Origin of the sequence: Pseudoxanthomonas sp., from assembly GCF_035999195.1 — a bacterium.
Lineage (GTDB): Bacteria > Pseudomonadota > Gammaproteobacteria > Xanthomonadales > Xanthomonadaceae > Pseudoxanthomonas_A.
The window spans coordinates 2,379,494-2,404,497 of sequence record NZ_DASYGY010000009.1 but is presented as its reverse complement, the minus strand read 5'-3'; the positions used below and the strand labels follow the sequence as shown (position 1 = coordinate 2,404,497).

20 protein-coding genes and 1 pseudogene are annotated in these 25,004 nt (G+C 69.7%); 15 read left to right on the top strand and 6 right to left on the bottom strand.

Going from position 1 to position 25,004, the window contains the following annotated elements:
* Positions 1 to 52: 52 nt before the first annotated feature.
* The gene (locus VGN58_RS18140; protein WP_327484568.1) at positions 53 to 688 is read left to right on the top strand and encodes a hypothetical protein; all 636 of its coding nucleotides are present in this window, start codon (positions 53 to 55) and stop codon (positions 686 to 688) included.
* On the opposite strand, the gene VGN58_RS18135 is transcribed toward VGN58_RS18140, so the two are convergent.
* A complete protein-coding gene (locus VGN58_RS18135) occupies positions 665 to 1,513 on the bottom strand; it encodes an alpha/beta hydrolase (RefSeq protein ID WP_327484567.1) in 849 nt (282 codons plus the stop codon). The two genes, VGN58_RS18140 and VGN58_RS18135, sit on opposite strands and share 24 nt — an antisense overlap.
* On the bottom strand, positions 1,510 to 2,472 hold the full coding sequence (gene hemH, locus VGN58_RS18130; protein WP_327484566.1) for a ferrochelatase: 963 nt from the start codon (positions 2,470 to 2,472) through the stop codon (positions 1,510 to 1,512). Before hemH ends, VGN58_RS18135 begins: the two co-directional genes overlap by 4 nt.
* Before the next feature lie 147 nt (positions 2,473 to 2,619).
* Here hemH and VGN58_RS18125 point away from each other — a divergent pair, with 147 nt between their 5' ends.
* The 4 genes from VGN58_RS18125 to tatC all read left to right on the top strand — a co-directional run bounded on the left by VGN58_RS18125 (position 2,620) and on the right by tatC (position 5,066).
* Positions 2,620 to 3,477 carry a lipid-binding SYLF domain-containing protein gene (locus tag VGN58_RS18125; protein WP_327484565.1) on the top strand — a complete coding sequence of 286 codons (858 nt, stop codon included), beginning with the start codon at positions 2,620 to 2,622 and terminating at the stop codon, positions 3,475 to 3,477.
* A gap of 81 nt (positions 3,478 to 3,558) precedes the next feature.
* Positions 3,559 to 3,780, top strand: a complete 222-nt coding sequence (gene tatA, locus VGN58_RS18120; protein ID WP_327484564.1) for a Sec-independent protein translocase subunit TatA — start codon at positions 3,559 to 3,561, stop codon at positions 3,778 to 3,780.
* Between the two features lie 21 nt (positions 3,781 to 3,801).
* Positions 3,802 to 4,314: a Sec-independent protein translocase protein TatB gene (gene tatB, locus VGN58_RS18115; RefSeq protein WP_327484563.1), complete on the top strand. Its 513-nt coding sequence runs from the start codon at positions 3,802 to 3,804 to the stop codon at positions 4,312 to 4,314.
* Entirely contained in the window at positions 4,311 to 5,066 is a 756-nt protein-coding gene (tatC, locus tag VGN58_RS18110; protein ID WP_327484562.1) for a twin-arginine translocase subunit TatC, read from the top strand. The genes tatB and tatC overlap by 4 nt, the downstream gene beginning before the upstream one ends.
* 147 nt (positions 5,067 to 5,213) lie before the next feature.
* Here the strand turns inward: tatC and VGN58_RS18105 are convergent, their stop codons facing one another.
* Positions 5,214 to 6,095, bottom strand: coding sequence for a BPSS1780 family membrane protein (locus tag VGN58_RS18105; protein WP_327484561.1), 882 nt, complete (start codon positions 6,093 to 6,095; stop codon positions 5,214 to 5,216).
* 13 nt (positions 6,096 to 6,108) lie between these two features.
* A pseudogene (locus VGN58_RS18100) lies at positions 6,109 to 6,859 on the bottom strand (glutamine amidotransferase); the annotation flags it as partial.
* Between the two features lie 90 nt (positions 6,860 to 6,949).
* On the opposite strand from VGN58_RS18100, the gene glyQ reads away from it, so the two are divergent.
* The 7 genes from glyQ to VGN58_RS18065 all read left to right on the top strand — a co-directional run bounded on the left by glyQ (position 6,950) and on the right by VGN58_RS18065 (position 19,710).
* The gene (glyQ, locus tag VGN58_RS18095; RefSeq protein WP_327484559.1) at positions 6,950 to 7,882 is read left to right on the top strand and encodes a glycine--tRNA ligase subunit alpha; all 933 of its coding nucleotides are present in this window, start codon (positions 6,950 to 6,952) and stop codon (positions 7,880 to 7,882) included.
* Positions 7,883 to 8,028: 146 nt separating this feature from the next.
* The gene (glyS, locus tag VGN58_RS18090; protein WP_327484558.1) at positions 8,029 to 10,209 is read left to right on the top strand and encodes a glycine--tRNA ligase subunit beta; all 2,181 of its coding nucleotides are present in this window, start codon (positions 8,029 to 8,031) and stop codon (positions 10,207 to 10,209) included.
* A 437-nt stretch (positions 10,210 to 10,646) separates the two neighbouring features.
* Positions 10,647 to 12,431 (top strand): autotransporter assembly complex family protein, encoded by a 1,785-nt coding sequence (locus VGN58_RS18085; RefSeq protein WP_327484557.1) that lies wholly within the window; start codon positions 10,647 to 10,649, stop codon positions 12,429 to 12,431.
* A gap of 86 nt (positions 12,432 to 12,517) precedes the next feature.
* The gene (locus VGN58_RS18080; protein WP_414710834.1) at positions 12,518 to 16,264 is read left to right on the top strand and encodes a translocation/assembly module TamB domain-containing protein; all 3,747 of its coding nucleotides are present in this window, start codon (positions 12,518 to 12,520) and stop codon (positions 16,262 to 16,264) included.
* 2 nt (positions 16,265 to 16,266) lie between these two features.
* Complete coding sequence (locus VGN58_RS18075; protein WP_327484555.1) at positions 16,267 to 17,322, top strand: winged helix DNA-binding domain-containing protein; 1,056 nt, start codon at positions 16,267 to 16,269, stop codon at positions 17,320 to 17,322.
* A gap of 79 nt (positions 17,323 to 17,401) precedes the next feature.
* On the top strand, positions 17,402 to 19,543 hold the full coding sequence (locus tag VGN58_RS18070) for a S46 family peptidase (RefSeq protein WP_414710814.1): 2,142 nt from the start codon (positions 17,402 to 17,404) through the stop codon (positions 19,541 to 19,543).
* On the top strand, positions 19,540 to 19,710 hold the full coding sequence (locus VGN58_RS18065) for an oxidoreductase-like domain-containing protein (protein ID WP_327484554.1): 171 nt from the start codon (positions 19,540 to 19,542) through the stop codon (positions 19,708 to 19,710). The genes VGN58_RS18070 and VGN58_RS18065 overlap by 4 nt, the downstream gene beginning before the upstream one ends.
* Positions 19,711 to 19,839: 129 nt before the next feature.
* Here the strand turns inward: VGN58_RS18065 and mnmG are convergent, their stop codons facing one another.
* Together mnmG and VGN58_RS18055 are read right to left on the bottom strand one after the other, a co-directional pair.
* A complete protein-coding gene (gene mnmG / locus VGN58_RS18060; protein ID WP_327484553.1) occupies positions 19,840 to 21,729 on the bottom strand; it encodes a tRNA uridine-5-carboxymethylaminomethyl(34) synthesis enzyme MnmG in 1,890 nt (629 codons plus the stop codon).
* Positions 21,730 to 22,176: 447 nt separating this feature from the next.
* Positions 22,177 to 22,824 (bottom strand): hypothetical protein, encoded by a 648-nt coding sequence (locus VGN58_RS18055; protein WP_327484552.1) that lies wholly within the window; start codon positions 22,822 to 22,824, stop codon positions 22,177 to 22,179.
* A 127-nt stretch (positions 22,825 to 22,951) separates the two neighbouring features.
* Between VGN58_RS18055 and VGN58_RS18050 the strand changes: the two genes are divergently transcribed.
* The 3 genes from VGN58_RS18050 to VGN58_RS18040 are packed head-to-tail and all read left to right on the top strand — an operon-like array spanning position 22,952 to position 24,992.
* Positions 22,952 to 23,914 carry a threonine ammonia-lyase gene (locus tag VGN58_RS18050; protein ID WP_327484551.1) on the top strand — a complete coding sequence of 321 codons (963 nt, stop codon included), beginning with the start codon at positions 22,952 to 22,954 and terminating at the stop codon, positions 23,912 to 23,914.
* Positions 23,911 to 24,519: a YdcF family protein gene (locus tag VGN58_RS18045; RefSeq protein ID WP_327484550.1), complete on the top strand. Its 609-nt coding sequence runs from the start codon at positions 23,911 to 23,913 to the stop codon at positions 24,517 to 24,519. The genes VGN58_RS18050 and VGN58_RS18045 overlap by 4 nt, the downstream gene beginning before the upstream one ends.
* Positions 24,520 to 24,554: 35 nt before the next feature.
* Entirely contained in the window at positions 24,555 to 24,992 is a 438-nt protein-coding gene (locus tag VGN58_RS18040) for a ketosteroid isomerase-related protein (RefSeq protein WP_327484549.1), read from the top strand.
* Positions 24,993 to 25,004 lie beyond the last annotated feature (12 nt).

Here is a 25,004-nt window from a genome sequence, read left to right as displayed (position 1 = left end):
AGGTCCATGGGGGACCGTGCCACCCGGCCTTCCTTTCCTTCAAGGCCCACCCATGGACCATCGCCCGACGTTCCCGCGGCCTGCCGCGCTGCCTGCCGATTCCCGTTCCGCCTCCGCTCGCCCGCGCGGCGGCACCGGTGAGCCTTCCCTGCGCCGGTTCTCGCTGTACGCCATCCCGCCCACCGAAACGGCCGCCAGCCTCGGGGCCCGGCGTGCGCTGATGAGCCGCAAGAGCCTGTCGGTGGAGGAGGTCGGCACGCGGGCGCGGGAGCGGCGGCGCGCCGCCAGCGAGATCCAGCGCTTCGACCGCCTCGCCCGGCTGCTGCTCCTGCTGCTGGTCGTGGCCGGCCTCGTCGCCTGGCTCGGCAGCGCGCGCGACTCGATTCCGGTCCTGCTGGCCGGCTACGTGCTGCTGGGACTGTCGGCTGCCGCCCTGATCGCCCGGGTCACGCGCACGCCCGAGGCGGCCCGTCTGCCGCTCGAACGCTACTACCTGCCCGACGAACAGCTGGCCAGCGCCGAGGACATCACACTGCTGCGCCGGCTGGCGCAGGAAGACAGCGAGCTGGATGCCGCCACCGCCGCGTGGTGGCGCAGCAGCGCACCGATCCGCAAGGGCGACATCCGCCTGGCGGTGGAGTTCCGCCACGCCAAGCGCGCCGCGTCAGGCCTCGGCCAGGAACGCTGAGATCCGCGCCGCCACGGCGGCGGGATCTTCCATGTGCAGGTGGTGCGTGCCGGCCAGGACATGCAGCCGGCCATCGGGCAGCAGCGCCGCACGCTGCGAGCGCAGCGGCTCCGGGAAATAGGGCTGCGGCGGATCGGCGAACAGGACCGTGGTCGGGCACGCGATGCCGGCCACCAATGCGGCCAGCTGCGCTTCGTCCAGGCGCTGCGGCGTGGGCAGCGTCAGACGCGGATCGCTGCTCCAGACGAAGCCGCCTTCCACCGGCCGCACACCACGCTCCACCAGCAGGCGCGCCGCCGGCTCGCTCAACTGGTTGGCCAGCATGCGGGCCCGGACCGGCGCCGCGAGATCGGCGAACACACGCAGCTGCTTGCCCGGCAACGCACGCGCGGCCGCGATCGCCTCACGCCAGCGGTCGGCGGTGCGCTCGACGGTTTCCGCCAACCCGCCCAGCGCCTCGATCGCCACCAGTCGCCGCACGCGCTGCGGCACCGCCGCCGCCATCAGGCTGGCGATACCGGCGCCCATCGAATGCCCCAGCAGCGAGAACGTCTCCCAGCCCAGCGCATCGGCGATATCGAGCACCGCATTGACCGCCACGCCGCTGGTGTACTCCGCGCCGGGCGCCAGATGCGCGCTGCGGCCGTGTCCCGGCAGGTCGGGCGCCACCAACCGGATGCCCGGCAGATGCGCGGCCAGCGGGACGAAGCTCGCCGCATTGTCCAGCCATCCGTGCAGGGCAAGCACGCGTGGGCCGTCGTCGCCGCCCCGCAGGCCGGCGATGCGCCCCAGCGGAATGTCGACCGCGAACTCGCGCAGCCTCATGCGGCCGCGTCGCCCGCCCGGCAGGCGAGTGCAGCCAGCGCTTCGACATGGCGGGCATCGTCGTTGAGGCAGGGGATGTAGCGCAGCGCGCCGCCGGCGTGTGCGAATTCCTCCGCGAAGCCGATGCCCACCTCCTCCAGCGTCTCCAGGCAGTCCACCGCGAAGCCCGGGCAGACCACGTCGACCCTGCGCACGCCGCGCGCGGCGAGCGCCTGCAGGGTGGTGTCGGTGGCCGGCTCCAGCCAGCGCTCCTTGCCGAAGCGGGACTGGTAGGTCAGCGTCCACGCGTCGTCGCGCAGGCCCAGCGCCTCGACGATGGCGCGCGTGCTCGCCTCGCAACGCTGCGGATACGGATCGCCGTTGCGGGCCAGCCGCTGCGGCAGGCCGTGATAGGAAAACAGCAGGTGCTCGCCGCCGCCGTGGCGTTCGCGCCATTGGCGGATCGACGCCACCACCGCCGCTACCCAGCCGGCATCGACCGAGTAGTCGTCGATGAAGCGCACCTCCAGCCCCCCCGCTTCGCGCACCACCACGTCGCGCACCGACTCGGTGGTGGTGGTGGAGTACTGCGGGTACAGCGGCAGCACCACGACGCGCCGCACGCCGTCGGCACGCAGCGCACGCAGGCGGGTGGTCAGGGACGGCTGGCCGTAGCGCATCGCGTCGTGCACGCGCCAGTCCGGCAATCGCGCCTGCAGGGCCTCGGCCAGCCGGCGCGTGTACACCGCCAGCGGCGAGCCGTCGGGCAGCCAGATGCTGGCGTACTTCGCCGCCGCCTTCGGCCCGCGCAGCGGCAGGATGATGAAGTGCAGCAGCGGGCACCACAGCCAGCGCGTCAGCTGCACCACGCGATGGTCGTGCAGGAACTCGGCCAGGTAGCGGCGGACCGCACGTGGCGTGGGTGCCTCGGGCGTGCCGAGATTGACGACGAGCAGGGCGGTGGCGGGCGTGTCGGGCATGCGCGTATTGTGTCAGAGCGCCCACGCCGCGCCGAATCGATACGTCCGATGGCAGCCAGAGGCACCTTCTGTCAGCACCGATTCATCCGGCCCCACCTACTTTCGGGCGGTTGCAGCGTATCGCTGCGAATCCCCCCTGGAGCCATCATGAGCCGTACTTCCCGCCGCCTGCTGCCGCCCACCGCGCTTGCGCTGGCCGCCGCCCTGTTCGCCGGCCAGGCCATCGCGGGTCCGAAGGAGGACGAGCGCGCCACCAACGCGGTGCGCGTGCTGAGCGAGATCCAGCGCATCCCCGAGAACGGCATCCCCGACAAGCTGCTCGACGAAGGCCGCGCGATCGTGGTCATCCCCGACACGCTGAAGGCGGGCCTGGTGATCGGTGGTCGTCGCGGCCACGGCCTGATGTCGGTGAAGAATCCCGACGGCAGCTGGTCGCAACCGGTCTTCATCAAGCTCACCGGCGGCAGCATCGGCTTCCAGGCCGGCGTGCAGTCGTCCGACGTGGTGCTGGTGTTCCGCAACGACCGCTCGCTCGACTCCATCGTCAACGGCAAGTTCACCCTCGGCGCCGATGCCGGCGTGGCTGCCGGCCCGGTCGGCCGCAACGCCAGCGCCTCCACCGACGGCCAGCTGAAGGCCGAGATCTGGTCGTGGTCGCGCGCGCGCGGCCTGTTCGCGGGCGTGGCGCTCGATGGCGCGGTGCTGCAGATCGACGACGACGCCAACACCGCCGTCTACGGCAGCGCCGCCACCCCGCGCGCCATCTTCGAGAGCCGCGCCGGCCAGCCGTCGGATGCGGTGGTCGGCTTCCGCGACCAGCTGGAAGAAGTCACCGAACTCGCCCGCGGCAATCGCGGCACGGGCGGCGCCACCGCGCCCGCGACGGCCCAGGCGCCCGCGCCCGCCGTCGCGCCGGTGGTCGTCGAAGCGCCTGCCCAGACGCAGGGATTCGAGCCCGTGCAGGACGGCGAAGTGCGCACCGAGCCGCTGGACGGCACCCCATAACGGAAGTAATGGGTCGTGGGTCGCCGCGCCGGCGGCCCGGCTGCGCTATCCTGAGCGCCCCAACTTTCCTGCGAGCACACCATGGGCGGTTTGAGCATCTGGCATTGGATCATCGTGCTGGTGGTCGTGTTGCTCGTCTTCGGCACCAAGCGCCTGCGCAACGCCGGCCAGGACCTGGGCGAAGCGGTCAAGGGCTTCAAGAAGGGTATGAAGGACGACGACAAGCCGACCGGCCAGTTGAACGACCAGTCGCGCACCGACGAGTCCAGCGCCGCCAAAGAGCGCGACCGCGACGCCGGCTGATCGCGCGGCATCGCAGCCGCCATGTTCGATATCGGCTTCAGTGAACTGCTGGTCGTCGCGGTCGTCGCGTTGATCGTGCTGGGTCCCGAGCGGCTGCCGAAGGCGGCGCGCTTCGCCGGGCTGTGGGTACGCCGCGCGCGCGCGCAGTGGTATTCGGTGAGGGACGAACTGGAGCGCGAACTCGCCTCCGAAGAGCTCAAGCGCAACCTCAAGGACGCACAGGACGCGCTGCGCGACACCGAACAGCGCATCCGCGACAGCGCGCGCGAGACCGAGCGCCAGTTCGAGGACGTGCGGCAGGCCGCGCGCGAGGATGCCCGGGCGCTGCGCGAGGACGTGGAATCCGCCATCACCCCGCCCGCGCTGGCGAGACCGCCGGTTGCCCCTGCGGCCGCGGACCCCGCGCCGGTGGTGGAAGACGAAGGCGGTCGCGCGTCGACCACCGATGCGAACGGAGAGGCGCTGCCGGACGAAACCCACGAACCGGCGACCGGTACCACCGCCGACCTGTTCCCGCCGAAGGACGCGCGATGAACCGCGAGTCGCTGCAGCAGGACGCCGAAAGCAGCCTGATGGAGCATCTGCTGGAACTGCGCACGCGGCTGGTGCGCGGACTGGCGGGCACCGGCATCGTCCTGCTGGCGCTGCTGCCGTTCGCGAGGCAGCTGTACGACTATCTGGCGAGGCCGCTGATTTCGCAGCTGCCGGCGGGACAGGCGGCCCAGATGATCGCCAGCGACCCGACCTCCGGATTCTTCGCGCCGATCAAGCTGGCGTTCTTCCTGGCCCTGTTCCTGTCTTCACCCTGGCTGCTGTTCCAGGCATGGAGTTTCGTCGCGCCCGGGCTGTACCGGCACGAGAAGCGGCTGGCCACGCCGCTGCTGGTCTCGTCCATCGTACTGTTCTACGCCGGCTGCGCGTTCGCGTACTTCCTGGTGCTGCCCAGCGTGTTCCATGCGCTGACGGTCTTCACGCCGGACATCGTGACGCTGGCGCCGGACCCGGCGAAGTACCTGGACTTCGTGATGGTGATCTTCCTGGCCTTCGGCGTCAGCTTCGAACTGCCGGTGGCGCTGGTGATCATGGTGCTGCTGGGCTGGGTCACGCCGCAGCAACTGCGCGAAGGCCGCGGCTACGCCATCGTCGGCGTGTTCGTCATCGCCGCGCTGATCACCCCGCCGGACGTCGTGTCGCAGCTGATGCTCGCCATTCCCATGTGCCTGCTCTACGAACTGGGCATCATCGCCGCGGGCTGGCTGAAGCCGAAGGACCAAGCCGCGTCGTAGGGCGGGCCTTGGCCCGCCGCCTCACGATCCCGCAGGCTCAGACCTCGATCCGCGTCAACGTCGGCGAAGACCCGCCCGTCGACGCAGGCGTATCCCCATCCAGCCCCGTAGGGTGGGCCTTGGCCCACCACGCGCGATGCCTGACGCTCAGACCTCGATCTGCGACGGCGCTGTCGGCGTCGCCGGCGTGGCCGCGCCCTCGCCCAGCATCTGCCGCCAGGCCGCATACGCCGCGCCCGCCAGCACCGGCATCACCAGCGCCAGCAGCGCAAACTGCCACAAGCCGAACGCGATGGCCGCACCGACCGCCAGCGCCAGGATGGACGCCACCAGGAACGAGCCCATGCCGACCACGAAGATCGCGATGCCCGCCAGCAGGTAGAACACCAGCATCGCGGTCCAGTTTTGCAGGCAGGCGCGCAGGCTGTTGCGCATGGCATCCATCACGTGCGTGCCGGAGAACAGGATCTGCGGCGAGGCGATGAACGTCATCCACTTCACCGCCACGAACACCACCGCCACCAGCAGCAGCCACAGCAGCAGGCGACCCGCCGGCAGGCCTTCGACCAGCGAGGGATCGGGCTGGCCGCCGGCCGCCGCGATCGCCTGCATCTGCTGGTAGACGTCGGCCAGGTGCTGCAACTGCTCGGTTCCCACCATCACGAACAGCAGCGCGCCCATCGCCAGCGCCGCCAGCAGCTGCGGCAGCAGCGTGGCCAGCAGCGCCGGCGCGTGGCCGTCACGGACGGGTTGCAGCAGGTGCGAGGGTTGCGCCGTGCGCCCCTGGTCCACTTCGCGCACGGCCCACAGCATGCCGGCGAAGAACAGCGGCCCCGCCAGCACCAGCAGGAACTGCATCGCCAGCGTCATCGCCGGCAGCGTCACCGCCACCAGCATCACGACCATCGACAGCAGGCCCCACAGCACCGCCAGCGTGGCCAACGGCACCGGCGCCCGCTTCAGCAGCGCGAAGCCCGCCAGCAGCCATTCCGCGCCGGCACTGGCCGGCACCTTGTTGATCATCGACATCGGGGTTCTCTGGGAGGTGTGCAGCAGGAGGCTCAGCGCGCGTGCAGGCCACGCGCATGGCGGACGAACCGCCGCAACAGTTTGCGGGCTTGCGGCGCCGCCGTCACGCTGCGCGCGATGGTGCCCGGACAGCGGCCCTCACTGCGCAGGTGCTCGGCGCGGGCGTGCACGTAGCCGCGCATGTGGTGGGTGGCGAACTCGGGGTGGAACTGCACGCCCCAGGCGCGGTCGCGCCAGCGGAACGCATGGCAGTCGTCCTGCTCGGAGCGCGCCAGCACGGTGGCGCCCTCCGGTGGACGGGCCACCGTCTGCACATGCGTCGCATGCGCGGTGAATTTGAGCGGCAGCGCCGAAAACAGCGGATCGTCCTGCGCCTGCGGATGCAGGTCGATGTGGACGGTGCCGGATTCGCGCCCGGCCGGGTTATAGGCCACTTCGCCACCCAGCGCATGCGCCAGCAGCTGGTGGCCGTAGCAGATGCCGAACAGCGGCAGGCCTTCGTGGGCGGCATCGCGCAACCAGTCGGCGCTGCGTTCGCTCCAGTCGGCGCGGTCGGTGACCATCGCGGCGGAGCCGCTGACGATCACGCCCGCCAGCGCATCGCGCGACGGCAGCGCATCGCCGCGTTCGACGTTCGCCACCACGGTCTCGTGCGCCTCCAGTCCGGCGGCCACGCGGATCCAGTGCGGGAAGCCGCCATACCGCCGCATCGAGCGCACCGGCTGGCCGGTTTCGACGATGAGGAAGGGGGCTTTCACGGGCATATCCACGACGGCGGCGAACGGGCGAAAAGGGCGGAAGGACAAGGGCTTGCCCGTATACTAGCCCGCTTTTCCGCAGTGCACGATAACGCGATGACCGGACAAACCATTTCACCGGTAACCACCTTCCAGGGCCTCAGCTTCCAGGCCCTGATCCAGACCCTGAACCAGTACTGGGCTGAACAGGGCTGCGTGCTGATCCAGCCGCTGGATCTGGAAGTCGGCGCCGGCACGTTCCACCCGGCCACCTTCCTGCGTGCGCTGGGACCGGAGCCGTGGAATGCCGCCTACGTGCAGCCCAGCCGCCGTCCCACCGACGGACGCTACGGCGAAAACCCCAACCGCCTGCAGCGGTACTACCAGTACCAGGTGGTGATGAAGCCGAATCCCGACAACCTCCAGGAGCTGTACCTGGGTTCGCTGAAGGCGCTGGGCATCGACCCGCGCGTGCACGACCTGCGCTTCGTCGAGGACAACTGGGAGTCGCCGACGCTCGGCGCCTGGGGCCTGGGCTGGGAAGTGTGGTTGAACGGCATGGAAGTCACCCAGTTCACCTACTTCCAGCAGGCCGGTGGTCTGGAATGCCGGCCGGTGCTGGGCGAGATCACCTACGGGCTCGAGCGCCTCTGCATGTACCTGCAGAACGTCGACAACGTCTACGACCTGGTGTGGACGGTCGGCCCGCAGGGCGTGGTGAAGTACGGCGACGTGTACCACCAGAACGAGGTGGAACAGAGCACGTACAACTTCGAGCACGCCGACGTGGAGGAACTGTTCCACCGTTTCGACGCCTGCGAGAAGGAAGCGCTGAAGCTGGTCGAGGTCGGCCTGCCGCTGCCCGCCTACGAGCAGGTCTGCAAGGCCAGCCACAGCTTCAACCTGCTGGACGCACGTCGCGCTATTTCCGTCACCGAACGCCAGCGCTACATCCTGCGCGTGCGCAAGCTGGCGCAGGCGGTGGCCGAGGCGTATTACGCGCAGCGCGAGAAGCTCGGGTTTCCGGGCCTGAAGAAAGAGACCGCTTAGAGCCCTTCTACTGCCGGCAGAGGGGTTGGGGTAGAGGGTCCGGCGCAATCCGGATGGTTCACCGCCACGGATTCCGCCGCACCCTCATCCGCCCTTCGGGCACCTTCTCCCGCAGGGAGAAGGGAACAACTCAAGGTTGCATGCACATGAGCGAACAAAAATCCCTGCTGGTCGAACTCGGCACCGAAGAACTGCCGGTCAAGGCGCTGCCCGGCCTGGCGCAGGCCTTCTTCGATGGCGTGATCGCGGCGCTGGAGAAGCGCGGCATCGGCTTCGAGCGCGGCGATGCCAAGCCGCTGTACACGCCGCGCCGCCTGGCGGTGCTGCTGCCGGCCGTGGACGTGGAACAGCCGGAACAGAAGTCGGAGGTGCTCGGCCCGTACCTCAACATCGCGCTGGACGCGAACGGCGCACCGACCAAGGCGCTGGAGGGCTTCGCCGCCAAGGCCGGCATCGCGTGGACGCAGCTGGAGCGCACCACGGACGGCAAGGGTGAGCGCTTCGTCCACCGTGCGGTGAAGCCGGGCGCGAAGACCGCCGACCTGCTGGCCGACATCGTGCGCGAGGCGCTGGCGGGCATGCCGATTCCCAAGCCGATGCGCTGGGGCGACCACGACTACGCATTCGCACGGCCGGTGCACTGGCTGGTGCTGCTGCTGGGCCAGGACGTGGTGGATGCGGAAGTACTCGGCGTGAAGTCGGACCGCATGAGCCGCGGCCATCGCTTCGAACACGACAAACCGGTGTGGATCGGCCAGCCCGACGACTACGTGGATGCGCTGCGCGGCGCCAAGGTGCTGGTCGATGCCGACGCGCGCCGCGCGCGCATCGTCGAGGAAGTGCAGAAGGCCGCGGCGCAGGCCGGCGGCAGCGCGCGCGTGACCGACGACAACCTCGAACAGGTGGTCTGCCTGACCGAGTGGCCGGCGGCCGTGCTGTGCAGTTTCGAATCCGCGTTCCTGGCCGTGCCGCAGGAAGCGCTGATCGAGACGATGGAGATCAACCAGAAGTTCTTCCCGGTGCTCAGCGACGGCGGCAAGCTGACCGAGCATTTCATCGGCATCGCCAACATCGAATCGCAGAACGTCGACGAAGTGCGCAAGGGCTACGAGCGCGTCATCCGTCCGCGCTTCAGCGATGCGAAGTTCTTCTTCGACGAGGACCTGAAGCAGGGCCTGGCATCGATGGGCGACGGACTGAAGACCGTCACCTACCAGGCAAAGCTGGGCAGCGTCGCCGACAAGGTCGCGCGCGTGGCCGCGCTGGCCGAAACCATCGCCGCGCAGGTCGGCGCCGATCCGGCGCAGGCACGCAAAGCGGCGGAACTGGCGAAGAACGACCTGCAGTCGCGCATGGTCAACGAGTTCCCCGAACTGCAGGGCATCGCGGGCCGCCACTACGCCCTCGCCGCCGGCGAGCCGAAGGAGATCGCGCTGGCCATCGACGAGGCCTACCAGCCCCGCTTCGCCGGCGACGACATCGCACTGTCGCCGCTGGGCAAGGTGCTGGCGATCGCGGAACGGCTGGATACGCTGGCGGGTGGGTTTGCGGCAGGGTTGAAGCCGACCGGCAACAAGGATCCGTTCGCGCTGCGGCGGAATGCGCTTGGGTTGGCGCGGACAGTGATTGAGAGTGGATTCAACCTCAATCTGCACGAACTGCTCAAGCAGGCTAGGCATGAAGTCAATGTCAGTTCTTCTGGCACGCTCGCTATCAAGAGAATCGATGCAGTTGAAAAAGCGAAGGACGCAGGTGCGTATCTCCCAGAGCCAGTTGAAAGCGAGGCCAAACTTTCGCTTGCTCAACCCAGCCAAGATGGTGAGATCTTCGACTTCATCCTCGACCGCCTCCGCGGCTACTACGCCGACAAGGGCGTGCCCGCCGCGCACTTCAACGCCGTTGCCGAACTGAAGCCTGCGTCGCTGTACGACTTCGACACCCGCCTCGACGCCATCGGCACCTTCGCCACGCTGCCGGAAGCCGAAGCCCTCGCCGCCGCCAACAAGCGCATCGGCAACATCCTGAAGAAAGCCGACATCGCCATCCCGCACGCGATCGACCGCACGCTGCTGACCGACCCGGCCGAGAGCGCACTGGCCGAAGCCGTCGAAGCCGTGCTCGGCGAAACCGACGAAGCGTTGCACCACCACGACTACGTGACCGTGCTGAACCACCTCGCCCGCCTGCGCCCGCAGGTGGATGCGTTCTTCGACAGCGTGATGGTCAACGCCGACGACCCGGCCGTGCGCGCCAACCGCCTTGCGCTGCTGAAGCGCCTGGCCGACCGCTTCCGTGCGGTTGCAGCGATCGAGCACCTGTCGAGCTGAGATGTGTTCCCTTCTCCCTGCGTGCGGGGAGAAGGTGCCCGGAGGGCGGATGAGGGGCAGAGCGCGGTGCTTGTACAGGCGCAGCGGGTACCTCACTCCGTTCGCCCCTCACCCGCCTTCGGAACTTTCTCCCCGCTGCGCAGGGAGAGGGGATGTTCCGCGCGCGGCGGCAGTGATCGTGCATTTGTCGGGCTGAGGTGCTCGCCATGCGCTCCCTCCCCTGCTGGCGGGGGAGGACTGGGGTGGAGGCGGGCGCGATGCATGGACCGCTCGCATCACCACCGTCCGCGTGATCTCACCTTTGCCCCCCTCCCCGCCTTCCCCCGCGTGCGGGGGGAAGGCGCAGATCGCGGTATCGACATGGTTGCGTGAACGATGTGCCGCTTGAGGGCGGCAACCCTTCACCCCGCTTAACCCTCCCCGGGTATCCTCTCCGCATGCGTCGATTCCCCCGCCTCGCCACCTTCGTCGTCCTGCTCGCCACCATGGCTCCGGCCTGGGCTGCGGCCATCGTCGACAAGGTGCGGATCGACGGGCTGGACGACGAACTGATGGTGGAAAACATCAACACCGCGCTGTCGCTGAACGACTCGCTGGGCAGGCGACTGGGCGAGTCGCGGCTGGAGTACCTGCTGGGCGAAGCCGTCGCCGAAACACGCGAGGCGCTGGAGCCGTTCGGCTACTACTCGCCCACCATCACCGTGGACGCGCCCCGCACCGACGGCGCCGAGGACGAGCGCCTGACCGTGACGGTGCGCGTGCAGCTGGGCGAACCGGTGCGCGTGCGCCGGCGCGAGCTGTCCATCGAAGGCGAAGGCGGCGAGGACCGTTACCTGAAGGAGGACCTGGCCGCGTTCGCGCCTGCGGTCGGCGACGTCTTCGACCACACCACCTACGAAGCGAGCAAGCTGGCCATCGTGCGACGCCTGGCCGACCGCGGCTACTTCGATGCGGACTTCACCCATCGCCGCGTCGAGGTCACACGCGCCGACAACGCCGCCGACATCGCGCTGGGCTGGGTCAGCGGCATCCGCTACGACATGGGCGCCACCACCTTCCACCAGGACAAGTTCGACCCCGGACTGCTGGAAAAGCTGGTGTACTGGGAAGAAGGCAGCTACTTCCATCAGGGCAAGCTGGACCGCCTGCGCGAATCGCTGGTGGGCCTGGACTATTTCTCCAGCATCGACATCCAGGCCAATCCGGACAAGGCGGTCGAGGGCCGCGTGCCGGTGGACGTGAACCTGGAGCTGGCCAAGCGCGACATCTACACCGCCGGCCTGGCGTACGGCACCGAGAGCGGCCCCGGTATCCGCCTGGGACTGGACCGCCGCTACGTGAATTCGCGCGGGCACAAGCTGTCCACGCACCTGGACTACGCGCAGAAGCGCAAGACGCTGCTCACGCAATACCGCATTCCCGCGTTCAAGTGGCTGGACGGCTGGTACACGGTGGGCCTGCAGGCCAGCGACGAACAGACCGACTACATCGACCTGCGCCATGTCGAGTTCACCGGCAGCCGCAGCGGCCAGGTCAGCGAGGACTGGACCGCGGTGGCCTCCATCCATGCGTTGCGCGAGCGCTGGCGCTACGTCGAGGACGATCCGCTCACCGGCCTGCCCGACACCACGGTGGAGTACGCCACCTTCACCTACCCCTCGCTGCGCGCCGACTACACCAACTCGCCGGTGGGCTCGAACCGTCCCGACCAGCTGGCCGGCTCCATCCTGCTGCGCGGCGGCGTGGAGGGGGCCGGGTCCGACGCCAACTTCTTCCAGTTCCACATGCGCGCGCGCTGGTCGCAGCAGTACAGGACCAACAGCGCGCTGATCGTGCGCGGCGAGTACGGCCACACCTTCACCAGTTCGCTGGTGGCCATGCCGCCGTCGCTGCGCTTCTTCGCCGGCGGCGACCGCAGCATCCGTGGCTACGCCTGGCGCGAAGTGGGTCCGCGCCGCGGCGACTACGCGCTGGGCGCGAAGAACGTGCTGACAGGCAGCGTGGAGTACGAGTTCTATCCGAAGGGTGGCCCGTACGGCGGCGCGGTGTTCGTGGATACGGGCAGCGCCTTCGACGGCACCCGTCCGGATCTCAGCACGGGCATCGGCGTCGGCTTCCGCTGGCGCTCGCCGGTGGGGCCGGTGCGGCTGGACCTGGCGCATGGCCTGAACGATCCGGATTCCAGCGTCCAGATCTACCTCAACATCGGGACGGACCTGTGAGGAAGAAGCACCGACTGCCCGACAACCTGACGCCGGAAGAGCGCGAGGCCCGCATCGCCGAACTGCGCGCACGCCGCAAGGCGCGCATGCGCACGCTGGCCATCCGCAGCGCGATCGGCACCGGCGTGCTCACCGTGCTGCTGTGCATCGGCCTGTACTGGCTGCTGCAGACGGTCGCCGGGCGCGACGTGCTGCTGGCGCAGATCAAGGCGCGGCTGCCGGCGGACGCGTCGCTGGACTACCGGGAAGCCGAGGGACCCATTGCGGGCCCGCTGACGCTGCGCGGCGTGGACTTCCGCTGGGACACGATCCGCTTCACCGCCGACGAGGTGTACCTGGAACCGGACTTGCGTCCCCTGCTCGGCAAGCGTCTGCGTCTGGACGTGCTGAAACTGCGCGGTGCGATGCTCGATGTGCCGGAGAGCGAGGAGCCGTTCGAGCTGCCGCACTGGCCGGACGTGCTGCCGCAGATCGAAATGCCGTTGGCGATCCAGGCCGATGAACTGCACATCGACCGTTTCCTGATCCGCCAGGGCGGCCAGCCGGTCATCGACATCGCGCGCGCCAGCGGCGCCATCGATATCGGCAACGGGTACGTGCAGGCGGAAAAACTGGCCATCGCCAGCGACCGCGGCGCCTTCGGGGTGCACGGGAGCTACGCGCCGCGCGACGGCTACGCGACCGACCTGACCGCGACCGGCGTGTTTCCCGCCCCGCTGGGGCGTACACCGGCACGCATCGGCCTGGTCGCCCGCGGCAACCGCGCGCGCATGAACGTGGGCGTGTCGGGCGCGGCACCGGCACCGCTCCGCGCCACGCTGACGCTGCGCGGCGAGACCAGGCCGACCTGGAACTTCGCGGCAAGGACGGAAGCGCTGGATCTCTCGCTGCTGGGCGTGATGGACGACAGCACGCCGGTTTCGTTCGATCTGGTGGCCAAGGGCGCCGGCGGCGCGGCGGACCTGCAGGGCACGGTGCAGCAGGGCGATATCGCGGTGGTAATCGAGCCCTCGCATGCGCGCATCGACGGCGAGGTGCTGACGGTGGAACCGCTCGCCATCCGCGCCTTCGACGGCTATGCCTCGCTGCGCGGCCGTGCGGACTTCACCGTGCCGGAGAATCCCGAATTCCGCTTCGCGGTGAATGCGCGCGACCTGCGCTGGGGCACCGAAGCCGACAGCATGATCGGCGCCGAAGGCGATTTCGGCCTGGCCGGCAAGCTGGAAGCGTGGGCCGCCATCGGCAAGGCGACGCTGACGCGCGGCGACGACAGCGCGCTGCTGGAGTTCGACGGCCGCGGCAACGCCGAGCGCGTGCAGCTGCAGACGCTGCGCGCCACCATGCCCACCGGCACGCTCGACGCGGCCGGCACGGTCGGCTGGACGCCGGCACTGGACTGGGATGTCACCGCGACGCTGGCGGGCTTCGATCCCGGCTATTTCGCTGCCGGCTGGAACGGCAACGTCTCCGGCAACCTCGCCTCGAAGGGACGCCAGCGCGAGGACGGCCTGTTCCAGGGCACGCTGGACGTGCCGACGCTCAGTGGTCGCCTGCGCGATCGCTCCCTCGACGCGCGGGGCACGTTCGCCCTGGACGGCCACAACGGCGAAGGCGATCTCGCGCTGTCGCTGGGCGGCAGCCGCGTTACCGCCAAGGGCAAGGTGGGCGACACGCTGACCGTCGACGCCGCCTTCCGCCCGCTCAACCTGGCCGACCTGCTGCCCGACGCCAGCGGCACGCTGTCCGGCACCGTCAACCTCACCGGCGCGCGCACTGCGCCGAATATCGACGCCGACCTCGGTGGCGAGAACCTGCGCTGGAACGATTGGAGTGCCGGCGCGCTCAGCCTGCGCGGCCGCCTCCCCTGGCGCAGCGGCAGCGGCGACCTCGCGCTGCAGGGCAGTGCCGTGGATGTCGGCACCGTGCTGGACACCGTCAGCCTCAACGCGCGTGGTGCGGTGGAAGACCTGCGCATCGAGGGCGATGCACGCAACGCGATGGGCGCGGTCGCGCTGTCCGGCAGCGCACAGAAGCGCGGCGCCAACTGGCAGGGCACGCTGGACGCGTTGCGCATCGCGCCGTCCAGGGGCAATCCGTGGACACTGCGGCAGTCCGCGCGCTTCGCGCAGAACGGCGCCAACTGGACGCTGTCGGAGAGCTGCCTGGCGTCGGACATCGGCGGCGCGCTGTGCGCCAGCGCCAACTGGCCGCGTCAGGGCCTGGCCGTGCGCGGCGATGCGTTGTCGCTGGCCCTGGTGCAGCCGTGGCTGCCGCCGGCCGACGGCAGGCCGCTGACGCTGCGCGGCGAATTCACTCTCGATGCGACGCTGCGCCCGGCCGGCAACGCCTGGCAGGGCGAGGTGCACCTGGCCTCGCTCGACGGCGGCCTGAAGATGGGCACGACGGCGCGCGGCGAGATCATCCGCTACGACAACTTCACGCTCGATGTCGACTTCACGCCGCAGCGCATCCAGGGCCGTCTCGGCACCGGCTTCAAGGGCGACGGTTACGTCGATGCGACGTTCAACACCGGCTGGGATGCGTTCGCGCCGCTGAAGGGCGATCTGTATTTCCACAACTCGCGCCTGTTCTGGATGGAACTGTTCTCGCCGGACCTGGTGCGTCCGCGCGGCCAGCTGGCCGGCCACATCGGCGTCGCCGGCACGCGGGGGCGTCCGCTGCTCAGCGGCGAAGCGACGCTGACCGAGTTCACCGGCGAACTGCCTGCGCTGGGCATCTCGCTGACCGACGGTGGCGCGGAACTGGTCGCGCTGTCCGACGGCAGCGCGCGCATCGACGGCAGCATGAAGACGGTGTCGTCGACCGGCGGCACCGGCACCGGGGGCGTGCTCAACGTGGCCGGCACGCTGGGCTGGAACAACGACACCACGCCCCTGCAGTTCCAGGTGCGCGGCGACAACGTGCTGGTCGCCGACACCACCGACCTGCGCGCGGTCGCCTCGCCGAACCTGCAGATCGGCTTCGCCGACAACACCATCCGCGTCCGCGGCGAAGTCGGCATTCCGTCGGCCACGATCGACGTGGAGAAACTGGACGACGGTGTCTCCGCCTCGGAGGACGTGGTGGTCCTGGATCCGGTGGATCCGGAGCGCGCGCCAAGTTCGCGCCTGGACCTGGACCTGGCGCTGAAGGTGGGCGACCAGGTGGAACTGAAAGGCTACGGCCTGGAGGGCACGCTGGCCGGCACGATGCATGTGCGCTCGCAGCCCGGGCGCGAGATGCTGGCGACCGGACGGCTCGACGTGGACGGCCGCTACGAGGCCTACGGCCAGAAACTGCGCATCACCCGCGGCGAACTGACGTGGAGCAACAACGCCGTCTCCGACCCGCGCATCAACATCCGCGCCGAGCGCGAGGTGGTCAGTGCCGGCGTCACCGCCGGCATCGACGTCACCGGCCGCGCCAGCCAGCCGCGCGCACGCGTGTGGTCGAACCCGTCGATGGCCGAATCCGAGGCGCTCGCCTATCTGGTGCTGGGCCGCTCGCTCAACACCGCCAGCAGCGACGAGAGCCAGCGCATCAACGCGGCCTCGTCCGCGCTCGGTGCCGGCGCCGGCCTGCTGGCCTCGCAGCTCGGCGCGAAGATCGGTCTGGACGACGCCGGCGTGCTGGAATCGCGCACGCTGGGCGGTTCGGTGTTCGGCGTGGGCAAGTACCTGTCGCCGAAGCTTTACGTCAGCTACGGCGTCTCGATGGTGGGCTCCGGCTCCGCGGTGACGCTGAAGTATCTGCTTCGCAAGGGCTTCGACGTGGAAATCGAATCGAGCACCATCGAGACGCGCGGCTCCATCAACTGGCGCCGGGAGAAGTAGGCGTGCCGCCGTCGCTGACGGCACGGCGCCTGCAGGCACAGCGCATCGTTGCGCCCATCGCGGCCTCGCCCGAGGATGCGGTACGGCACCTGGCCGCGATGCAGGCGCAGGATTACCACGCCGCGCTGTGGGCGGTCGGACTTCGCACGCAGGACGCCACGCGGGCGCAGGTGGAGGACGCCATCGCACGCGGCGACATCGTGCGCACCTGGCCGATGCGCGGCACCCTGCACCTGCTGGCGCGCGACGACGTGCGCTGGATGGTCGCGCTGCTGGCGCGGCGCGTGCAGGCCGCCAACGCCGCACGCCTCGCACGCGACCTGGGGCTGGACGCCGCCACGCTGGCACGCGGCCGACAACTGATGGAGCACACGCTCCGTGACGGCCTGCCCCTCGCCCGATCCGAGCTGTATGCGCGCATGGATGCCGCCGGCATCGCGAGCAGCCACCAGCGCGGCCTCCACCTGCTGAACTGGCTGGCGCACGAAAGCGTCCTCTGCCAGGGACCCCGCCACGGCAAGCAGCCGACGTTCGTGCTGATGGATGCGTGGGTGCCGCCGTCCGCACCGCTCGAGCGCGACGAAGCGCTGCACCGCCTCGCGCTGCGCTACCTGCAGGGACACGGGCCGGCGACCGCCGCCGATCTCGCATGGTGGTCGGGGCTGGCGCAGACGGATGCCCGGCACGCGCTGGCGCTCGCCTCATCCGCGCTGGAGCAGGAGACACGCGAAGGCGTCACCTGGTGGTGGCGATCCGATGCACCCGTCCCGTCGCGATCCCGGGCGGTGCACCTGTTGCCCGCGTTCGACGAATACCTGATCGGCTACCGTGACCGCACGCCGGTGCTGGACGCCGCGCAGACACGGCGCGTGTTCAGCGTCAACGGACTCGTGGCCGCCACCGCGATCGTCGGCGGGCGCGTCGCGGCGACCTGGAAGCGTGCCGCCAGCGACGGCGATGTCGTGTTCGATGCGCTCCGCCCGCTGGAGGAAGCCGAACACACGGCCCTCCTTCGTGCTGCACACCGCTGGCGGCGCTTTCTCGGCGACGCGCGCTGACCGGCGACCCGACACGGATCGTCATTGCCGCACCGGGATGCGCCCGATATCGTTCCGTCTTCTCCGCCGGATCCTGACCATGCGCCGTCGATTCCCGATTTCCACCCTCGCCCTGGGCGTCGCCCTGTCCCTGCCCGCCCATGCCGACGAAGGCATGTGGATGCCCTCGCAGCTACCGCAGTTGGGCAAGACGCTGCGTGAGGCCGGCTTCGAGGGCGACCCGAAGACGCTGGCCGACGTCACCGCCGCGCCGCTGAGCGCCGTGGTGCGCGCCGGCGGCGGGACCGGTGCGTTCGTTTCGCAGGACGGCCTGATCCTGACCAACCACCATGTCGCCTATGGCGTGATCCAGTACAACAGCAAGCCCGGCCACAACCTGATCGACGACGGCTTCATTGCCGCCGACCGCGCGGGCGAACTGCCCGCCAATCCGGATTTCCGCGTGCTGGTCACGGTCGGCTACGACAAGGTCACCGACGCCGTGTTGAAGGAGGCGACGGGCAAGACCGGACGCGCGTACTTCGACGCGGTCGATCGCGCCAGCAAGGCCATCGTCGCCGAGTGCGAGGCCAAGGGCGGCGTGCGCTGCAGCGTGGCCAACATGTACTACGGCACCGACTTCTACCGCATCACGCAACTGGAGCTGCGCGACATCCGCCTGGCCTACGCGCCGCCGCGCGCGATCGGCAACTACGGCGACGAGATCGACAACTTCATTTGGCCCCGCCACACCGGCGACTTCACCCTGCTGCGCGCGTACGTCGGCAAGGACGGCAAGCCGGCGCCCTACCGTCCCGACAACGTGCCGTACCGCGCGCCGGCGCACCTGGCGCTGGCCAAGGACGGACCGAAGGCCGGCGACTACGCGATGCTGGCCGGCTACCCCGGCATCACCTACCGCCACCGCACCGCGGCCGAGTTCGAGGAACAGATCACCTGGACGCTGCCGACGCGAGTGGCGGTGTTCGATCAGCTGATCGACGTGGTGGAAGCGGCGGGCGCGAGGGATGCCGATGCGAAGACCCGCTACGCCGCGCAGTTGCAGTCGCTGAAGAACAACCGCAAGCGCGCTGCCGGTGAACTCGAAGGCCTGCGCCGCAGCGATGCGGTACGGGTGCGTGCCGGAGACGAGCGCGACATGCTCGCCACCGGAGCCGCGACGAAGGAACGCGCCGACATCGATGCGCTCGCCGCGTCGATCGCCGGTGCTTCCGCGATGCGCGAGCGCGACCTGCTGCTCGCACTGCTCGGTACGCAGTCCCAACTGATGCGCTCCGCCATCACGCTGGAGCGGTTGCGCCTGGAGTCCGGCAAGCCGGATGCCGAGCGCGAGACGGGCTTCCAGGCGCGCGACCACGCGATGATCGAGGGTGTGCTCAAACAAGTGCAACGCCGCTATTCGCCCGAGGTGGAGAAGGCCCTGCTCACGGTCCTGCTGACGCGGTACCAGCAGCTGCCGGATGCGCAGCGCCTGCCCGCCTTCGACGCCGCGTTCGGCCGTACCCCTGCTGCGCTGAAGCAGGCCCTCGACACGCTGTACGCCGGCACGAAACTCGGCGACGAAGCCGAACGCCTGTCGCGCTTCGCGGCGGCGCGCGAAGGCAAGGCGCTGGCACCCGACCCGCTGATCGATCTGGCGGCGGCGCTTGTACCGGTACAACTGACGCTGGAGAACGAACGCAAGACCCGCGAGGGCGAGCAGCTACGCCTGCGCCCGGCCTACATGCGCGCGCTGTTCGCCTGGCGCCAGCAGCAGGGCCGCGCGCTGTACCCCGACGCCAACGGCACGCTGCGCGTGAGCTTCGGCAAGGTCGACGGCTTCTCGCCACGCGACGGCGTGCAGTACACCCCGGTGACGACGGTGGCGGGCATCGTCGAGAAGAACACCGGCCAGGTGCCGTTCGACGCGCCCAGGCCGTTGCTCGATGCCATCGCCAAAGGCGATTTCGCCGGCACCGACGATCCCGCACTGAAGACGCAGACGGTCAACTTCCTGACCAACCTCGATACTACCGGCGGCAACTCCGGCTCGCCCGTGCTCAACGCGCGCGGCGAGCTGATCGGCCTGAACTTCGACAGCAACTGGGAATCGGTCAGCGCCAGCTGGATGTTCGATCCGCGCTACAAGCGCGCGGTGCACGTCGACATGCGCTATATGCGCTGGCTGATGGGCAAGGTGTATCCGGCGCCGCACCTGTTGAAGGAAATGGGCGCCCCGTGACGCCCGACGACGACCCGCGCCCCCGCGAACCCGAGCCGCCGCTGCCCAGCGACTGCTGCAACAGCGGCTGCCCGATCTGCGTGCACGACCTGTACGCGGAACAGCTGCGACACTACCGCGAGCAACTGGCGGCGTGGGAGGCGCGTCACCCGGAAAGTCCCCTGTAGGAGCGACGTCAGTCGCGACCGCACGCTTGCAGACCTACGGAACCTAGTCCACCCGCTGTCGATGGTTCGCTGCCGCGGCGAGTATGCGGTCGCGACTGACGTCGCTCCTACAAAGGCGGCAACGTACGCCTACGCCACCCGCGTACGCCGCGCGCGCTCCAGGTGCACCAGCAGCAGCGAGATGGCGGCAGGCGTCATGCCGGGGATGCGTTGCGCCTGGCCGACGGTTTCCGGCTGCACGCGTTCCAGCTTCTGCTGCACTTCGGCCGACAGGCCGCGCACGCCGGCGAAATCGAAACCGGGTGGGATCGGGGTGGATTCGTTGCGCTGCTGGCGTTCGATCTCATCGCGCTGGCGATCCAGGTAGCCGGCGTACTTCACGGCGATCTCCACCTGCTCGGCCACCTGCGCATCGTCCACGGCGGGACCGATGGACGGCACCGCCATCAGCTTCGCGTAGTCCAGCTCCGGACGCTTGATCAGGTCGAGCACGTTGGTCTCGCGGCTGACCTGCACGCCGAGCGTGCCGGTGACCTCGCGGCCCAGCGCGTTCGCCGGCGTGGCCCACAGCGCGCGCAGGCGGCCGGTCTCGCGCGCGATGGCCTCGCGCTTGGCCTCGAAGCGCTGCCAGCGTGCGTCATCGACCAGACCCAGCGCACGGCCGGTTTCGGTCAGGCGCAGGTCGGCATTGTCCTCGCGCAGCTGCAGCCGGTACTCGGCGCGGCTGGTGAACATGCGGTACGGCTCCTTCGTGCCGTGCGTGATCAGGTCGTCGACCAGCACGCCGAGGTAGGCCTCGTCGCGGCGCGGCGACCAGGCCTCCTTCTGCTGCACGAAACGCGCGGCGTTGAGGCCGGCGAGCAGGCCCTGCGCCGCGGCTTCCTCGTAACCGGTGGTGCCGTTGATCTGGCCGGCGAAGAACAGGCCGGCGACCGCCTTCGTTTCCAGCGAGGCCTTCAGCCCGCGCGGATCGAAGAAGTCGTACTCGATGGCGTAGCCGGGGCGCGTGATGTGCGCGTGTTCCATGCCGCGGATGCTGCGCACCAGCGCCAGTTGCACGTCGAACGGCAGCGAGGTGGAAATGCCGTTGGGATAGATCTCGGCGACATCGAGGCCCTCGGGTTCGACGAAGATCTGGTGGCTGGCCTTCTCGGCGAAACGCACCACCTTGTCCTCGATCGACGGGCAGTATCGCGGCCCGATGCCTTCGATCTGGCCGGAGTACATCGGTGAGCGGTGCAGCGCGCCGCGGATGATCTCGTGCGTCTGCTCGCTGGTGTGCGTGATCCAGCACGACACCTGGCGCGGATGGTCGGCGACATCGCCCATGAACGACATGACCGGCAGCGGATCGTCGCCCGGCTGTTCTTCCATCACCGAATAGTCGAGGGAACGGCCATCGATGCGCGGCGGCGTGCCGGTCTTCAGTCGGTCGACGACGAAGGCGCCTTCGCGCAGGCGCGCCGCCAAGGCGGTGGCCGGCGGATCGCCCGCGCGCCCCGCAGCGTACTGCGTTTCGCCGACATGGATCTTGCCGGCCAGGAAGGTGCCCGCGGTCAGCACGACGGCCGGTGCATGGAAGGTCAGGCCGGTCTGGGTGACCGCGCCGCGGACGGTGCCGTTCTCGATGACCAGATCATCGACGGCAGCCTGGAACAGCGTCAGGTTGGGCTGCGCTTCCACCGCACGGCGGATCGCACTGCGGTACAGCGCACGGTCGGCCTGGCAGCGCGTGGCGCGCACGGCTGGCCCCTTCGACGCATTGAGCGTGCGCCACTGGATGCCGGCGCGATCGGCGGCCCAGGCCATCACGCCGCCCAGCGCATCGATCTCCTTGACCAGATGACCCTTGCCGATGCCGCCGATGGCCGGGTTGCAGCTCATCGCGCCGACCGTTTCCACGTTGTGCGTCAGCAGCAGCGTGCGCGCACCCGCGCGGGCAGAAGCGAGCGCGGCCTCGGTGCCGGCATGGCCGCCGCCGATGATGATGACGTCGTAGTGGTGGAAGCTGGAGCTCATGGTCTGTCGGGGTTCGGTAGCGAAGGCCAGGGAGGCGGGGCGCTTCGGAAAGACGGGATGCGCATGGCGACGCGGCAAAGTTGGCACGCTTCCTGCTGTATCCCCAGGCACCCGTCGTGGCAAGCGACCAGGGGCGCCGGGCTGGTAATGGAACAGGGGCCAGCCATGCGCACGCCGGGGATGCCGAGGGGCCGGTAGTCGGGGGACTGCCGGCCCCTTTTTTGTGCGCGCAGGATACCAGAGCAAGAAAAAAGCCCGGCACAGCCGGGCTTTTCGTTAGGCGCCGACGCCCGATGGGGCCGGAACAGGGGGGATCCAGATTTCCCCACCGGACGTCGACATTGAACCTTTAATTGCCGCTTACGTCAGAAAGCGACGCAACCGGTCAACTCAGGCTCGCAACCGCGTCAGCGGCAGGGTTGGGGCGACGGACGGCCGTCGGCGGGGTCACCGTTCCAGTTGGCGGGTGCCGCCGTCGTCGCGCGCTGCCGGGCGGGAGGGCGCAGCAGGCCGCTCCATCCGCGGCGGCGGGGCGCGACGTTCAGCACGCGGCGGCGGGGCTGCCCGCTCCATGGTGCGGGGCCGTTCGGCCGACCGGGGCATCGAAGGTGAAGGCATAACCCGCGGCGGGCGATAGCCGCCCTCGCTCACGCGGGGCTGACTGGGGGACGGCGAGACCTGGGCCGGGCGACCCGGCACCATCGGCTGCGCGCCGCTCTCGCGCCAGCGGCCGGTCGGGTCCCGCCACGGCGGCGGACGGTTGCCACCTCCGCTGGTCGGCGGCGGACGCGGCGGCGGGTTGTGGTCGTCCGGACGGGGCGGGCGCGGCGGACGGGGATAGTACGGGTAATGCGAGCCGTAATAGCCGTAGTACGGATAGCCGTAATAGCGGTCGTAGCGGTACGGACTGCCGTAACGGTAGCTGCCGTACACACCGACACCGCCGTAGTAGCCGCCATAGGGATCGTAATACTGCGTGCTGGGCCGACCGTGGTAGTAGCCGCCCGGCGCGGTATCGCCGACGTAGTCGTAGGTGGCGCAGCCGCCCAGGGCAAGGCTGGCGAACACGACGGTCAAAACAGATGAGCGCTTCATGGCGGGTACCCCGTTACGTTGCCACCGCAGCATCGACCCGGGGCATTGAATCCGTGCTTAACCCTGCCGGCGCCGGCCACGGCCGCCGGCGGAGGTTCATCGCGGGGTGATGCGCTAACCTTTCGTCATGCCGATGCCCCTGCCCACCTTCGACGACGTCCTCGCCGCCGCCGCCCGTATCGCCCCACATGCCCATGCCACGCCCGTCCTGCGCTCCCGCGCCCTCGACGCGCTGGCCGGCTGCGAGCTCCACTTCAAGGCAGAGCCGTTGCAGCGGAGCGGCGCGTTCAAGTTCCGCGGCGCCTGCAATGCGGTATGGGCGCTGGATGACGCCCGCGCCGCCCGCGGCGTGGTGACGCATTCGTCGGGCAACCATGGCGCGGCCTTGGCGCTGGCCGCGCAGACGCGGGGCATCGCCTGCCACGTGGTGGTGCCGGAGGGCGCGAACGCCGCCAAACGGGCCAATATCGAGCGTTACGGGGCGCAGCTGCATACGTGTGCGCCGACGATAGACGCCCGCGAGGCCGCCGCCGCCCGCGTCCAGGCCGACACCGGCGCCACCCTGATCCATCCCTATACCCATCCCCACGTGATCGCCGGCCAGGGCACGGCGGCACTGGAACTGCTCAACGCACAGGGACCGCTGGATACCCTGGTCGCGCCGGTCGGCGGTGGCGGACTGCTGTCGGGCACGGCGATCGCCGCCGCGGCCACCGCCCCCGCCTGCCGCGTCGTCGGCGCCGAACCGGAAGGCGCCGCCGACACGGCCAACTCCCTCGCCGCGGGCGAACGCCGTATCGATTTCGTGCCCGACACCGTCTGCGACGGCCTGCGCGGCACGCTGGGCGAACCGAACTTCGCGCTGCTGCGTGCACACGGGGTGGAGGTGCTGACCGTATCCGATGCCGACACGCTGGCCGCCATGCGCCTGCTGTGGCAATGCCTGAAGCTGCTGGTGGAGCCGTCCTCGGCGATCGCGCTGGCCGCGATCCTGCAGCAGCGGGATCGCTTCGCCGGGCAACGCGTCGGCGTGCTGCTGTCGGGCGGCAATGTCGACCTGGCCGCCCTGCCGTGGGAGCGAGCCGCATGACGCTGCGCAGGAAGAAGGCCCCACGCGGCCTGTTCGGCTGGGCATGGCGCCTGCTGCTGCTCGCCCTGGTCTGGCTGGTCGGCGTGGCGGCCTACATCATCTGGATGGGACAGCGCGACGACGCGGCGCCGGCCGACGCCATCATCGTGCTCGGTGCCGCCGCCTACGACGCCAAGCCCTCGCCGGTGTTCGAGGAACGCATCCGCCACGGCATCGACCTGTACAAGCGCGGGCTCGCGCCGACGATGATCTTCACCGGCGGCTACGGCGGCGTGGGCGCGCGCTTCTCCGAATCGCAGGTGGCGCGCCGCTATGCGCTGCGCCAGGGGGTGCCGGAGGACGCGATCCTGATCGAATCGCTCTCGCGCAACACCCACGACAACCTGCGGCAGGCGCGCACGCTGATGCAGCAGCACCAGCTGCATACGGTCATCATCGTCAGCGATCCGCTGCACATGGCGCGCGCACTGAGGATCAGCCGCGAGCTCGGCATCCGCTCGGTCGGCTCGCCCACGCCGACCAGCCGCTTCCGCAGCTTCGCCACGCGCTGGCGTTTCCTGCTGCAGGAGGTCTACTTCTTCCACCGCGACCGTCTGCCCCGCTGACGTATCATGCTGCGTCGGACACACGGGGAATCCACATGAAGATCGACGGCACGCGCCGGCAGGACCGCGCCACCGAGCTGGTCCTCACCTACTACGCGGCCTTCAACCGCGGCGACTGGGAAGGCATGCTGAGCCTGCTGACCGACGACGTGGTGCACGATCTCAACCAGGGCGCGCGCGAAACCGGTCGCGAGGCCTTCGCGACGTTCCTCGGCCGCATGAACGCGAGCTACCGCGAACAGCTACGCTACATCGTCGTCATGGTCGCCCAGGACGGCCAGCGCGCGGCCGCCGAATACATCGTGCACGGGGAATACCTGAACACCGACGAGGGCCTGCCGCCGGCGAACGGGCAGACGTACGTGCTGCCGGGTGGTGCGTTCTTCGACATCCGCGACGACCGCATCGCACGCGTCACCAACTACTACAACCTGCAGGACTGGGTGCGGCAGGTGCGCCGCGACACTCCCTGAGCCGACGCCAGG